Source organism: Acinetobacter baumannii, assembly GCF_009759685.1.
Lineage (GTDB): Bacteria > Pseudomonadota > Gammaproteobacteria > Pseudomonadales > Moraxellaceae > Acinetobacter > Acinetobacter baumannii.
This window is the reverse complement of record NZ_CP046654.1, coordinates 2,174,718-2,188,146: the sequence shown is the minus strand read 5'-3', so window position 1 is coordinate 2,188,146 and position 13,429 is coordinate 2,174,718. Positions and strand designations below refer to the sequence as shown.

Below are 13,429 nucleotides of genomic sequence, written 5' to 3'. Positions count from 1 at the left end.
GCATCAGTTTACGGCACAATAGGGACAATTGTGGAAGTTTGAATTATGGCGAAAGCAACAGTAGTAAAGAAACATAATGGCGGAACCATCGCACAAAACAAACGTGCCCGTCATGATTATTTTATCGAAGAAAAATTTGAAGCTGGCATGTCTTTACTAGGCTGGGAAGTAAAATCTTTACGTGCCGGTCGTATGAGTTTGACAGAAAGTTATGTCATTTTTAAAAATGGTGAAGCATTCTTATTTGGTGCTCAGATTCAACCACTCCTTTCTGCATCTACACATATTGTGCCGGAAGCTACACGTACACGAAAATTATTATTATCTCGTCGTGAACTTGAAAAGCTTATGGGTGCGGTGAACCAAAAAGGTTATTCGTGCGTTCCATTAGCATGTTACTGGAAAGGTCATCTGGTTAAGCTTGAAATTGCACTCGTGAAAGGTAAACAACTTCACGATAAACGTGCGACTGAAAAAGAACGTGACTGGCAACGTGATAAAGCACGTATATTTCATAAGTAATAGACTAAAAAGCCTCTTTATAGAGGCTTTTTTATTTTTCACTAATTTAATCTATATAAAAGCCCAGCAATATATTCACCAAACCATTTAGCAGTATCTAAATCACCTTGCGGCGGTGTAATTTCAACAGGTGCATTATCTGATTGAGTCATCAACCCTAAACAGCTCGATAAACGGTTTAAATCGGTTTCAGTATGGCCTGTTGTCATTAAAGGTAAACCTGACCACAACATGCCGTGCTGCATCGCAAAAATGTTAAGTTGTTGCAGAACCGCTAGTTTATCACCACTTAAACCGCCCGAATTTGCAAAACCCGCTGCTAACTTACCCTGCCATAAACGATTTTTCCAACGTTTAGATGTACTATCCATAAACTTTTTAAAATCGGCAGTTACGCTTCCCATATAAGTTGGGGAACCAAAAATAATGCCCTGTGAGGCATCTAAAACATCCCAATCAATATGCTCAATATTCATCACATGTACTTTGACGCCCATCACTTCGGCGCCACTTGCGATAGCAGACGCTACCTTTGCAGTGTGACCATAGGGACTGTGATAGACAATAGAGAGATGTTTTTCAGGCAAAGACATAAGCTTAATATTTTGAGCGATTTTTTCTATTTTATCATTTTATTAAAACTTGCTAAACCTTCCTCTATAAACATGAAATCTCAGTACTTGCCTTAATTTCTTGAATAAATATGGAAAATTCAAAATAAAAAACTCTCTTATGCTATTTTGAAATTTAAACAACATAAGAGAGTATTATTACAACAATCATATCCTTAAGAAGAAATATGATTTTTCAAAACTACATAAAAACAAAAGTTGCCATACGGCCAGTTTTAGCATCACGGCGGTAAGAAAAATATTCATCTTGCTGTTGGTATGAACACTGATCTCCCCCTAAAACTTTTTCAACTCCTAGGCTCTGTAAGATAAAACGAGCAATTGCATACAAATCAGCATGAAATTTATTTGGAGCTGCCCCATCAATAAATGCAGTTTCCAATTCAGGATATTTACTACAAAAAGCAGTTTTTACCTCTGCTCCAATTTCAAAGCAAGGTTGACTAATCGCTGCACCCAACCATGCCCATGTTGGAGGACTCTGCATTGCAGCGACTGTATTTTCAATAATACCTCCCGCTAAACCTCGCCAACCTGCATGTAAGTTAACAATTTCTGTACCTTCAGCATTACCAAGCACGACTGGTAAACAATCGGCTGTCATCATCATTAACGCATGACCTTTGGTTTGCGTAATCAAGCCGTCGCCAATTAAAGCTGTAAAGGGAATTTGTTCATTTACTGTATGGCAAATCGTGCTATGTGTTTGGGTCATCCATGTCATTTTTTTAACCCCAAACTGAGCAAATTCATCTAACAGCATCATCCGATGCTGCTGGACACGCTGAGCTTCGTCTTTAACGTGCAAAGCAAGATTAAAACCTGTTAGCTCTGTTTGCTCTGCTGGTAATGCCAAAGGGTGATGAACTCGTGTCTGCCCTACGAATACGCCTTGAGGTAAACCTTGAACAAATTCCATATACCAGTCCTTAATATGCAGCGTTTTCTGTACGTAAAACATTAACCAACTGCGTAAAATCTTCAGGCCATGGTGCTTCGAATAACATTTCTTCACCAGTACGAGGGTGTTTTAATCCCAATTTAGCAGCATGAAGTGCTTGGCGTTTAAAACCGCGTAAAGTTTCGATGAGTAACTCAGATGCCCCTGCCGGAATACGTACACGGTTCATATAAACTTGATCACCGACCAAACCATGTCCAATATAACTAAAGTGAACGCGAATCTGGTGGGTACGGCCAGTCTCAAGTTGCGCTTGTACACGGGTAAAGTCTCTAAAACGCTCTTTCACGTTATAGTGCGTTACAGCATCACGCCCACCCGGCAAAATTGCCATTTTTACACGGTCAACCGGATGTCTTTTAATCGGCTCATCGATTGTGCCACCTGCAATAATATTGCCATAAGTGACTAAGTCATAAATACGATAAACAGATTTATCTCCCAATTGTTTACTCAAAGAAAATTGTGCTTCGAGATTTTTAGCAACAACTAGTAAACCACTGGTATCTTTATCAATACGATGTACTAGACCAGCACGTGAAAGCTCGGCTGACTTAGGTGAATGGTAAAGCAAAGCATTGACCAAAGTACCCGAGGTATTACCTGCGCCCGGATGAACCACCATACCTACCGGTTTATTAATGACTAAAATATCTTCATCTTCGTAAACAATATCGAGTGGAATATTTTCTGGTTGACTGTTGGTCTGTGCTTCAAGCTCAACATTTAAAGTTAGCGTTTCATTGCCTTCGCAACGATATTTAGGTTTGACAATGTTACCATTTACCAACAGATGACCTTCTTTCATCCATTGTTTAAGTTTTTCACGTGAAAACTCACTCCACACCATGGCTGCCACTTGGTCGATACGTTGCCCTAAGTAGCTTTCATCTAACTGAACTTGCAACGATAAACGTGTTGCAGTTGTATCAGAAGTATGGTTATCTGCATCCTCAGAATCTTCTAGTAAATTGAAGTCTGTTTCAGAGAAGTTTGTGTTTGAAGATTGTGCTGAAGTCATTTGATCATTTAGATAAAAGTGGTTTAATAGCGCAATTGTAGCTCATTGCCCAACATAACAGAGGAGTTTTTATGTCGCTACCACGTTATAAAATTACGATGCTTGCCTTATCTTTAGGTGTAGCGTCTGCATTTGTGGGCTGTAGCAGCAATCCAAGTAAAAAAGAAGTGGTCGATACTGGCCCTCAATCTAGTGAACAAGCATATTTTGACAAGGCTCAAAAAGCTCTTGATCGTGGTCAATATCTTGACGCTACCAAATCTTTAGAAGCGATTGATACTTATTATCCAACTGGACAATACGCACAACAAGCACAACTTGAACTTCTCTATTCAAAATTTAAGCAAAAAGATTATGAAGGTGCGATTGCACTCGCAGAACGTTTTATTCGTTTAAATCCTCAGCATCCAAATGTAGATTATGCTTACTACGTACGTGGCGTATCTAATATGGAGATGAACTACGATAGCTTGTTGCGTTACACCTCTTTGCAACAATCTCACCGTGATGTGAGTTATTTAAAAGTTGCATATCAAAACTTTGTTGATCTTATCCGTCGCTTCCCAAGTAGCCAGTATTCTGTCGATGCAGCACAGCGTATGAAGTTTATTGGACAAGAGCTTGCTGAAAGTGAAATGAATGCAGCGCGTTTTAACGTTAAACGTAAAGCGTGGATTGCCGCGGCTGAACGTTCACAATGGGTGATTGAACACTACCCGCAAACACCTCAAGTACCAGAAGCTTTAGCAACTTTGGCATATAGCTATGACCAATTAGGTGATAAGGCAACTTCGCAACAATACATCGAAGTTTTAAAACTTAATTATCCGAGCCTTGTCAATAAAAACGGCACTGTCAACATGCGTGCTGCACGTAAAGAAGGTAACTGGATCAACCGTGCAACCTTAGGTATTCTTGGTCGTGAATCTAAGTCTGTAACACCAGATACGACTACTTCTTCTGAAGCTGAACCAAAACGTAGTCTACTAAACCGCGTAAGCTTTGGTTTAATTGGTAACTCGGGTAAAGAAGAAACTGAAGAAACAACTAACACACCTGTTGAAGCACCAAAAAGTGAACGTAGTTGGACTAATCGCTTAAGCTTCGGTTTACTAGATAAACCTGAGCCAAAAGCAGCAGAAGGCGCAACAATTGCACCAGCAACGTCTTCGAGTGAAGCACCGAGTGCCTCACCAGCAGATAACGAAGCAGATGACGCTGCTCAATAAGCAATAAAAGCTTAAAAATAACCAACAAACAGGCAAGTAATATCACTTGCCTGTTTGTTTTTATAAAATAGTAAAATATTTATCGGGCATATCTCGATTCATCATGTCAGAATAATCTGACCTATCGCATCATTAGTTTAAACACGGTTATCTGAATTATGGCAATTCCACAGCATACGATTGATCAGATCTTAGATCGCACAGATATTGTCGATCTAATTGGTCAACGTGTGAAACTGAAAAAAACCGGACGAACTTATTCTGGTTGTTGCCCTTTTCATCAAGAGAAAACGCCTTCTTTCCATGTTTACCGCGATAAACAGTATTATCACTGCTTTGGCTGTCAGGCGAACGGAAATGCTATTCGCTTCCTAATGGACATTGATAACCGGAACTTTATTGATGTGATGAAGGAATTATCGAGTAATACGGGAGTCGAATTACCAAAAGATAATACTGATAATAAAAAACTGTCTTATACACGCCAAGTTACAAAACCATCAACACCGCCCAAAACGGTTGCTGAACCGACTACTCAAGCACCTATAGAAGATCAGTACAATACGTTTGAACCCGTATATTTTGATGATCCCTTTGCCCAGTTTGAACAGCCATTTAGCTTTGATGAGCCAGTACAAGAAGGTAATTTATATGACCTTCTAGAAAATGTTGCCCAGTTTTATGAACATCAATTACCGACTAGTCAAAAAGCTAAAAATTACTTTAAGCAACGCGGTTTAAGTGACCAGACTATTCAGTTCTGGCGTTTAGGTTATGCTCCTGAAGACTGGCAGCATCTGGAAAAAGCTTTCCCTTATGATATTGAGGGCTTAAAGCAGCTTGGCCTCATCCGTTCAAGCGATAGTGGTCGTGACTTCGACCTTTTACGTGATCGTGTTATTTTTCCAATTCGGGACCCTAAAGGCCGTGTAGTTGGCTTTGGTGGTCGTGCGCTCAATGATGAAATTAAACCTAAATACATCAACTCGCCCGATTCGGAAGTATTCCACAAAAATCAATTACTATATGGGCTATATGAAGGCCGAAAATTAAAAGCAAATGACTGGTTAATGGTCGAAGGATATATGGATGTCATTGCTTTACAGCAATATGGCATTACTGGTGCAGTTGCGACTTTAGGAACAGCAAGTAATACCGAACACCTTAATATCTTATTTAAACAAAATAACCGGATTACGATTGCTTTTGACGGGGATGCTGCAGGTCAAAAGGCCGCACGCCGAACTTTAGAAATTGCATTACCCTTACTCAATGATGGTCGTGAGCTCAAATTCTTTGTATTGCCAAATGACCATGACCCTGACTCTTTAATCCGCCGTGAAGGGGTGGAAAATTTCCAGAAGCTTCTACAGCAAGCTCCTTTACTTTCTGACTTTGTTTTTGCTCATCTTACTGGGCAACATGACATTAGTACGCCCGAAGGTAAAAGTCTTGTTATGGGCGAATTAAGAGAATTGACCGAGTTATTGCCAAAACAAGGGTCTTTTCGCTATCTACTAACCCAATCTTTCCGTGAAAAATTAGGCTTAGGTAAGCGCTTCACTCCACAAATTAGCCACGATGCATCACTATCTTTTAATATTCAAACGAAAGATGAAGACTTTGCAATTGCAATTTTGATGCACCATCCGTTTCTTTATATTCATTTTGAAGGATTAAGGGCTTATATTCCGCAAGATGAGCTGTTGGCTAAAATATTAGCAATTTTAAACCGTATATTTGACGAATTGCCTGATGACCAAGAACTAGCTACCTACTATGTTTTAGGTGCTTGTAGCAGTTATTGCCATGAAATTGCAGATATTATGCAAAGGACCAATATTCAAGCCTTAACTCAAGCACCGGAAGTAGCAGATAAACTCGCAAAAGAATATGCTTTAGGCTTACAAGAAAGATATTTACGTCAAAAACTAAAATCTAAAATCTCATTAGTTGAGTCAAGAAACTTAAGACAACAACTCAATGAACTTACCAAACAGATTAGCTTAAGGCTTCTTTCTTAACGTTTGGGTTTTCGCTCATGATCAAATACATCCTGTAAATGCTGCTGTAACCATTCAAAATAGTCTGGGCTCTCTGCTTTTGCAGCTTCACGCAACAACATAGAGGTCGGATGTATTAGTTTTTGCGTCAAACGATGGGCAAATTGCTGCAACACTTGCTCAGGATTTCCACCATGATGCAGAGCCTCTAATGCATGGGTAAGCTCTCGCTGGCTAATTTCTTCACTATGTTGGCGATAAGCATGAATTTTACTGCCCGCCTCTTTGACTTTTTGATGCGTAATTAGCTGGGTGGCTAACTGATTAACCATCACCTCAGCTTCAACAGCCGCTTGACGACGTTGAGCCAAGTTTTCATCAATCACACTTTGTAGATCATCTACACCGTATAAATACACTCCATCAAGCGACTCTACTTTAGGGTCAATATCACGCGGTACAGCTAAATCGACCATTAACATTTGCTGATAACGGCGTTTTTTTAATGCAGTTTTGACATCTGCATAAGCAATAACCTGATGCAAACTACCCGTACAACTTGAAACAACATCGGCACGATATAGATTCTCAGCCAAATCTGAAAAATCAATAATCTCAACTTCAACTTGATGTGCAATTTCTTGGGCCAATTGATCGGCACGTTCACGGCTACGATTACAAATAATCATCTTGGCGACGCCCATTTCAGCTAAATGCTTGGCAACAAGGCTGTTCATTTCGCCTGCAGCAACCACCATAACCGTTAGTTTTTCAGGTTTACTAAAAACCTGTAAAGCGAGCTGGGCAACTGCATAACCCATTGAAACGGCATGACTACCTACAGCTGTTTCAGAGCGCACACGTTTAGCGGCGTAAAAAGCGTACTCAAATACACTATTTAATTCTGGAGAAACTGTTTGCGCTTCTTTAGACAATGCTAGAGCACTTTTCACCTGCCCTAAAATTTGCGGTTCGCCCAACATGAGTGAGTCCAAACCACTTGCTACACGCATTAAATGTGTGATGGCTTGAGCATTTTCGTAACGATAAACATGATGAATTAACTGCTTTACATCAATATTATTGGCATCGGCTAACCATTTCAGAAGGCTTTCGGCATCTTCCGCCATGGCGTAGACTTCTGTACGGTTACACGTTGAGACAACCACTAAGTCTTTTAAAGACTCGTGATGACGTTGTTCGGCAAGCAAATTACTTAATCGCTCTGCATTGAAAGCAATTTGCTCGCGGAGTTCTACAGAAGCTGTTTGATGGTTGACACCCAATGCAAAGAAAGACATATCAGATCATCATTTCGCTAAATTTATGCTATTGTGCAACATCGGTGTCATAAAAAGCATTACTTTGGATCAATAAAAATTGCGTCAAATGAATAGCCGTATTAATTTTAACGGTGCTTCGATAAGACAGTATTCTACCACATTCTTATTGTTAGGTAGCATGTCCTCATATGTCTATGCACGTCCAGTGCAAGAGACCTATGCCGTGCATTCATTTGATCAGGCTTTACAGCAGAGTATGGTTGCTGAATTTGCCTTAGCTTATGACGATATTCCCACAGCACTGCACAATTACACAGTGCTTGCGATAAAAAGCAACTCAACAACAATTAAACAGCGTGCATTAGACGTTGCACTTGAATATAACGACTTACAAGCTGCATTAAATATTGCAACACATTGGGTTGTTCAAGAGCCTAAAGATGTCCCTGCTTTATTTTATTTATCGCATATTGCGCTAAAAACACATGAATATCAGCTTGCTGCCGAGACTTTAGATAAAATTTTAAAAATAGATCCCACTGCCGATCTTGAACAAATTTTGGCAAGCATTGCACCTGAAAATGCACAGGATCGAGAAGTTTTATTAACCGCTTTACGTTCTAGTGCAGAGAAAGACAACCCATCCATCTTAGCGCTTATTGCCAACCTAGAAGCACAAAATGGTCAGTTAGAACCAGCCTTAAGTACCATTAATCGCGCACTACGCCGTCGCCCTAAAGTGACCAGCTTTATCTTAATGAAAGCCAATTTACTAATCGCACTCAGTGATCAGGAAGGCGCTTTAAAATGGTATGCAAAATCAAGCCGTAAATATAAGAAAAACCTAGACATTCGCCTAGCCGAAGTACGTTACCTCATCCAGATTAATCAACCCCAGCTTGCTCTTGAAAAATTAGAGAAAATTATTGAAAGCAATCCTCATGCTGAAGAGGCTTTGTTTATTGCTGGTTTAACCAGTATTGACCTTAAGCAATATGACAAAGCAGAACAATATCTGGTTGATTTACGCAACTCTGCAAAATATCAAAATGAGGCGTATTACTACTTAGCGATTAATGCTGAAAGAAAACAACATTATGAAACTGCTAAAGCTTACTACCGTTTAGTCGATGGTAGTTTGTATATTGTTTCAAGACGCAATCTCATTGCAATCTATGATAAACAAGAAAACCTACACGATGCTTTACGCTTTTTAACCCAAGAGCGAGTCAATTATCCTCAGCATGCAAGTTTTCTTTACCAAGCTCAAGCTGAAATTTTAAAGAAGATGGGCAATAAAAAAGCTGCATTAAACTTATTAGATGAAGCGATCAAAAACTTACCAGATGATCCGGAGCTCATCTATGCAGAAGTTTTATTATTAGACCCTTATACTGACCGCGATAAACTCGATAAAACACTCAAACAATTATTACAGTTAGAACCCAATAGCCCAACGTATCTAAACGCCTATGCTTATACATTAGCTTTGCAAAATCGTAGGCTTAAGGAAGCACGTCAATATGCTGAACAGGCTTTAGAATATGCCCCTGAACAAGCTTCTATTCTGGATACGCTAGGCTATATCGCATTTTTACAAAATGATTATGAAGCGGCTGCGGAAGCTTTAGGCAAAGCATATGAACTAAGTCATAACATAAATATTGGCATTCGTTACGCTAAGGCACTTTATATGCAAGGATCATTAACTCAGTTCAGTGCCGTGTTACAACAACTGAAACAAAAGCACGCAAATGATCCACAATTACAACAACTTGATGCGTTAATTTTACCTACATCTGCAAAAAAGAGTTAAATTTATGAGCAAACTTGCCCAACTGTGCACAGCGATCTGTGGATCAAGTGTTTTATTTTTAACCGGTTGTCAGCATTTTACTCAACCTAAAGCTGCAGTTACCCACCAAGTACAAGACGAAAAACACTTCAATTTACAAGGTAAAATTGGAGTACGCACCCCCCAACAAACGGGTAGTGCATTCTTTACATGGATTCAACAGCAAGACAATTTCGATATCGAATTAAGCGGTATTTTAGGTGTTGGAAAAACACAAATTCAGGGTAAACCTGGTGAAGTTACTCTAAACAGTGCTAAAACTGGACTGATTACAGCTGCATCTCCTGAAGAACTTTTAGAGCGTGCAACTGGCTGGCAAGCACCAATTACTCATTTAACCAGTTGGATTTTAGCGAAACCTGCAACTTTAAATGCTCAAATTAGTAAAGATAATGCAAATCGTGTGAGCCAACTCATCGAAGATGGCTGGACAGTTAATTTTAGTTATGATGGTGAACAAACTCTACCAAATAAACTGGTTTTAAAGCAGGCTCTTGCTGAAGATAAAGAAAACCGTATTACAATGGTGATCCAAAACCGCTAATCCTTATTATATAAATCTATGATTCGAGTACCTTCTCCAGCTAAGCTCAACCTGTTTTTGCATATCACAGGACGTCGTGAAAATGGTTACCATGAACTACAAACCATTTTCCAACTTATTGATTTATATGACTGGATGACATTTACGCCTATATCTGAAGATGAGATTCAGATTGAAGGTTTAGGTGAGGTTCAACTTGAGCAAAATCTGATTTATCGGGCGGCACAGATATTACGCCCTCACGCTCAAAATCCTTGCGGACTCCATATAAAAATTGAAAAAAATATTCCGATGGGTGCTGGTTTAGGTGGCGGTTCTTCCAATGCAGCAACGACGCTTATTGTCTTAAATCAATTATGGCAATGTGGTCTAACTGAAGAACAATTAGCTCAGTTCGGTGTCAAGCTTGGTGCCGATGTTCCAATTTTTATTTATGGGTTAAATGCATGGGCTGAAGGGATTGGTGAACATTTATCATTCATAGACTTAGATCAAAAACAATTCATTGTTTTAAAACCTGATTGTTTTATCAGCACTCAACTGCTTTTTTCACAAAAAACATTGACAAGAGATTCTAAGCCCACTACATTTTGCGCCTATCAGTTAGAACCTTCTAATTTCGGAAATAACTTTGAGCCTTTGGCTAGAGAGTTATACCCTGAAGTTGAAGAAGCAATGCAATATCTCGACCAGTTTGGTCATGCAAAGCTTACAGGTACAGGTGCTTGTGTTTTTGCTGAGGTAACCGATGAAATGAATGTTGATGACATTCTTAAACATGCACCATGTAAAGCTTACTTGGTACATAGTTTAAAAGAATCTCCTTTACGTCATTTTAAAGTTGCAAGTTAGGGGCGTCGCCAAGTGGTAAGGCAGCGGGTTTTGATCCCGCCATCCGTTGGTTCGAATCCAGCCGCCCCTGCCATTCTCTTATTTAAAAGACAGACTTAATTGCCTTGCTTTTTGTTGATTAACCTTGACATTGCATTGCAAAAATATTAAAGTTCTGCCGCATTAGGGGCGTCGCCAAGTGGTAAGGCAGCGGGTTTTGATCCCGCCATCCGTTGGTTCGAATCCAGCCGCCCCTGCCATTTTCCACCTGTAATGATGATTGTATTAGGGGCGTCGCCAAGTGGTAAGGCAGCGGGTTTTGATCCCGCCATCCGTTGGTTCGAATCCAGCCGCCCCTGCCATCTTAATACAGCATCGAATTTAGGGGCGTCGCCAAGTGGTAAGGCAGCGGGTTTTGATCCCGCCATCCGTTGGTTCGAATCCAGCCGCCCCTGCCATCTACTTCATTACATACCAACCGCCAAGGGTGCTTCATGCCCAATCTTGTCGTTTTTAGTGGAAATGCTCATCCACAGTTCGCTCAAAAAGTCGTAAGTCACTTACATATCCCTCTAGGTGCTGCATCAGTCGGTCAGTTCTCTGATGGTGAAATTTCAGTAGAAATTACTGAAAATGTTCGTGGTAAAGACGTATTTATCGTTCAGCCTACTTGTGCTCCAACCAATGACAACCTTATGGAAATCTTGGTTATGGCAGATGCTTTGCGTCGTGCAAGTGCTGGTCGTATTACTGCTGTTATCCCTTATTTTGGTTATGCTCGCCAAGACCGTCGTCCACGTTCTGCACGTGTGCCGATCACAGCGAAAGTTGTTGCAGACATGCTTACCACTGTTGGTATTGACCGTGTCGTAATGATTGACTTACATGCTGACCAAATCCAGGGCTTCTTCGATATTCCAGTCGACAACATCTACGGTACTCCTGCTTTGCTTGCTGACTTACGTCAACAACAACATGACAACCTTATGGTGGTTTCTCCTGACGTTGGCGGTGTTGTACGTGCTCGTGCCGTTGCTAAACAGATGGGTGATATCGATTTAGCAATCATCGACAAACGTCGTCAAAAAGCCAATGAGTCGCAAGTTATGCACTTGATTGGTGACGTAAAAGATCGTGATTGCGTTATCGTAGACGACATGGTTGATACAGCTGGTACATTGTGTAAAGCAGCTGATGCGCTTAAACAATTCGGTGCACGTCGTGTTGTTGCTTACGCAACTCACCCTGTACTTTCAGGTAAAGCAATTGAGAACTTACGTAACTCTGTTATTGATGAGTTAGTTGTAACTGACACAATTCCTCTTTCTGAAGAAGCATTAAACTTAGGTAAAATTCGCCAAGTTTCTGTTGCTAGCATGGTTGCTGAAACGATTCGTCGTATTAATAACGAAGAGTCTATCAGCGCGATGTTCGATAGTTTATAATATTGCAGCTTTTTTCTTAACCCTAGCTTTGGCTGGGGTTTTCTATCACTAAACTGGTCGCAAGTTTAGTTTATTTAATCTTTAATGAGGATTTATCTCATGGCAAACTTCGTATTAAACGCTCAAGCGCGTGCTGAAGACAAACAAGGGAAAGGTGCGAGCCGCCGCCTTCGTCGCGAATCTTTAGTTCCAGCTATCATCTACGGTGGTAACGCTGAGCCTGTAGCAGTTACTTTAGAACTTCGTGAGCTTGTAAAAGCTTTAGAAAGCAACGCTTTCTTTGAAGAAGTTGTTGAAATCAAAGTAGGTGACAAAGTTGAAAACGTTAAAATCCAAGCGTTACAACGTCACCCAGCTAAAAACACTCCTATGCACGCTGACTTCAAACGCGCATAAGTGTTTAAAGGCGTAGATTAGTGTCAAATATTTCGCTAATTGTCGGTTTGGGCAATCCTGGTTCAGAATATGCCCAAACCCGCCATAATGCAGGTTTCTGGTTCGTCGAACAGCTTGCAGATAAATATGGCATTACATTAAAAAATGATCCAAAATTTCACGGAATCAGTGGTCGTGGTAATATAGAAGGGCACGATGTTCGCTTACTTCTACCTATGACTTATATGAATCGTTCCGGACAAAGTGTTGTTCCTTTCTCAAAATTCTATCAAATTGCTCCTGAAGCAATTCTGATTGCTCATGATGAACTTGATATGAACCCTGGTGTAATTCGCCTCAAAACAGGCGGTGGACACGGCGGTCATAACGGTTTACGTGATATTGTCCCTCATATTGGCCCAAATTTTCATCGTTTACGTATTGGTATTGGACATCCCGGCTCAAAAGAAAGAGTTTCTGGACATGTGCTCGGGAAAGCACCAAGTAATGAACAAAGCCTGATGGATGGAGCAATTGATCATGCTCTCTCTAAAGTAAAATTACTTGTTCAAGGGCAAGTACCACAGGCCATGAATCAAATTAATGCGTATAAACCAGCTTAAATTGTTGAACAATCAAGCTTGCTATCTTGCTTTTTTAGGAGCAAAATGCGCATCAGCCACCTAGCCGGCGGCAAAGGCGAAAGATTTCACCATAAGATCTTCATC

At 40.3% G+C, this 13,429-nt stretch carries 13 protein-coding genes and 4 tRNA genes; 13 read left to right on the top strand and 4 right to left on the bottom strand.

Annotated features, from left to right (window positions below; genetic code table 11):
* Positions 1–45 precede the first annotated feature (45 nt).
* A complete protein-coding gene (gene smpB, locus GO593_RS10405) occupies positions 46–522 on the top strand; it encodes an SsrA-binding protein SmpB (RefSeq protein ID WP_001029798.1) in 477 nt (158 codons plus the stop codon).
* A gap of 41 nt (positions 523–563) precedes the next feature.
* On the opposite strand, the gene GO593_RS10400 is transcribed toward smpB, so the two are convergent.
* The 3 genes from GO593_RS10400 to rluD all read right to left on the bottom strand — a co-directional run bounded on the left by GO593_RS10400 (position 564) and on the right by rluD (position 3,136).
* Positions 564–1,115, bottom strand: a complete 552-nt coding sequence (locus tag GO593_RS10400; protein ID WP_000056378.1) for a flavodoxin family protein — start codon at positions 1,113–1,115, stop codon at positions 564–566.
* 220 nt (positions 1,116–1,335) lie between these two features.
* Positions 1,336–2,073 (bottom strand): peptidoglycan editing factor PgeF, encoded by a 738-nt coding sequence (pgeF, locus tag GO593_RS10395; protein ID WP_000397519.1) that lies wholly within the window; start codon positions 2,071–2,073, stop codon positions 1,336–1,338.
* Positions 2,074–2,083: 10 nt separating this feature from the next.
* Positions 2,084–3,136: a 23S rRNA pseudouridine(1911/1915/1917) synthase RluD gene (gene rluD, locus GO593_RS10390; protein ID WP_000199621.1), complete on the bottom strand. Its 1,053-nt coding sequence runs from the start codon at positions 3,134–3,136 to the stop codon at positions 2,084–2,086.
* A gap of 71 nt (positions 3,137–3,207) precedes the next feature.
* On the opposite strand from rluD, the gene GO593_RS10385 reads away from it, so the two are divergent.
* Positions 3,208–4,365, top strand: coding sequence for an outer membrane protein assembly factor BamD (locus tag GO593_RS10385; RefSeq protein WP_000056813.1), 1,158 nt, complete (start codon positions 3,208–3,210; stop codon positions 4,363–4,365).
* Positions 4,366–4,523: 158 nt separating this feature from the next.
* Positions 4,524–6,389: a DNA primase gene (locus GO593_RS10380; RefSeq protein WP_001007229.1), complete on the top strand. Its 1,866-nt coding sequence runs from the start codon at positions 4,524–4,526 to the stop codon at positions 6,387–6,389.
* Here the strand turns inward: GO593_RS10380 and hemA are convergent.
* Positions 6,386–7,669 (bottom strand): glutamyl-tRNA reductase, encoded by a 1,284-nt coding sequence (gene hemA, locus GO593_RS10375; protein WP_000007422.1) that lies wholly within the window; start codon positions 7,667–7,669, stop codon positions 6,386–6,388. The genes GO593_RS10380 and hemA overlap by 4 nt on opposite strands.
* A gap of 88 nt (positions 7,670–7,757) precedes the next feature.
* Here hemA and GO593_RS10370 point away from each other — a divergent pair, with 88 nt between their 5' ends.
* From GO593_RS10370 to pth, 10 genes are all read left to right on the top strand, one after another.
* Positions 7,758–9,467, top strand: coding sequence for a tetratricopeptide repeat protein (locus tag GO593_RS10370; RefSeq protein WP_001088484.1), 1,710 nt, complete (start codon positions 7,758–7,760; stop codon positions 9,465–9,467).
* 4 nt (positions 9,468–9,471) lie between these two features.
* Entirely contained in the window at positions 9,472–10,050 is a 579-nt protein-coding gene (lolB, locus tag GO593_RS10365) for a lipoprotein insertase outer membrane protein LolB (RefSeq protein WP_000039821.1), read from the top strand.
* Positions 10,051–10,068: 18 nt separating this feature from the next.
* The gene (gene ispE / locus GO593_RS10360; protein ID WP_000621866.1) at positions 10,069–10,902 is read left to right on the top strand and encodes a 4-(cytidine 5'-diphospho)-2-C-methyl-D-erythritol kinase; all 834 of its coding nucleotides are present in this window, start codon (positions 10,069–10,071) and stop codon (positions 10,900–10,902) included.
* Positions 10,901–10,975 (top strand) — tRNA-Gln (locus tag GO593_RS10355). Before ispE ends, GO593_RS10355 begins: the two co-directional genes overlap by 2 nt.
* A gap of 91 nt (positions 10,976–11,066) precedes the next feature.
* Positions 11,067–11,141, top strand: a tRNA-Gln gene (locus tag GO593_RS10350).
* Between the two features lie 27 nt (positions 11,142–11,168).
* Positions 11,169–11,243, top strand: a tRNA-Gln gene (locus tag GO593_RS10345).
* A 21-nt stretch (positions 11,244–11,264) separates the two neighbouring features.
* Positions 11,265–11,339, top strand: a tRNA-Gln gene (locus GO593_RS10340).
* A gap of 36 nt (positions 11,340–11,375) precedes the next feature.
* A complete protein-coding gene (locus tag GO593_RS10335) occupies positions 11,376–12,326 on the top strand; it encodes a ribose-phosphate pyrophosphokinase (RefSeq protein WP_001133287.1) in 951 nt (316 codons plus the stop codon).
* A 99-nt stretch (positions 12,327–12,425) separates the two neighbouring features.
* Entirely contained in the window at positions 12,426–12,722 is a 297-nt protein-coding gene (gene rplY, locus GO593_RS10330; RefSeq protein ID WP_001273421.1) for a 50S ribosomal protein L25, read from the top strand.
* Between the two features lie 20 nt (positions 12,723–12,742).
* Positions 12,743–13,324 carry an aminoacyl-tRNA hydrolase gene (pth, locus tag GO593_RS10325; protein ID WP_000065593.1) on the top strand — a complete coding sequence of 194 codons (582 nt, stop codon included), beginning with the start codon at positions 12,743–12,745 and terminating at the stop codon, positions 13,322–13,324.
* Positions 13,325–13,429 lie beyond the last annotated feature (105 nt).

Excerpts from the sequence above, each read along its gene's own strand:
- smpB (WP_001029798.1), top strand. The coding sequence starts at position 46 with ATGGCGAAAGCAACAGTAGTAAAGAAACATAATGGCGGAACCATCGCA.
- GO593_RS10400 (WP_000056378.1), bottom strand. The coding sequence starts at position 1,115 with ATGTCTTTGCCTGAAAAACATCTCTCTATTGTCTATCACAGTCCCTAT.
- pgeF (WP_000397519.1), bottom strand. The coding sequence starts at position 2,073 with ATGGAATTTGTTCAAGGTTTACCTCAAGGCGTATTCGTAGGGCAGACA.
- rluD (WP_000199621.1), bottom strand. The coding sequence starts at position 3,136 with ATGACTTCAGCACAATCTTCAAACACAAACTTCTCTGAAACAGACTTC.
- GO593_RS10385 (WP_000056813.1), top strand. The coding sequence starts at position 3,208 with ATGTCGCTACCACGTTATAAAATTACGATGCTTGCCTTATCTTTAGGT.
- GO593_RS10380 (WP_001007229.1), top strand. The coding sequence starts at position 4,524 with ATGGCAATTCCACAGCATACGATTGATCAGATCTTAGATCGCACAGAT.
- hemA (WP_000007422.1), bottom strand. The coding sequence starts at position 7,669 with ATGTCTTTCTTTGCATTGGGTGTCAACCATCAAACAGCTTCTGTAGAA.
- GO593_RS10370 (WP_001088484.1), top strand. The coding sequence starts at position 7,758 with ATGAATAGCCGTATTAATTTTAACGGTGCTTCGATAAGACAGTATTCT.
- lolB (WP_000039821.1), top strand. The coding sequence starts at position 9,472 with ATGAGCAAACTTGCCCAACTGTGCACAGCGATCTGTGGATCAAGTGTT.
- ispE (WP_000621866.1), top strand. The coding sequence starts at position 10,069 with ATGATTCGAGTACCTTCTCCAGCTAAGCTCAACCTGTTTTTGCATATC.
- GO593_RS10335 (WP_001133287.1), top strand. The coding sequence starts at position 11,376 with ATGCCCAATCTTGTCGTTTTTAGTGGAAATGCTCATCCACAGTTCGCT.
- rplY (WP_001273421.1), top strand. The coding sequence starts at position 12,426 with ATGGCAAACTTCGTATTAAACGCTCAAGCGCGTGCTGAAGACAAACAA.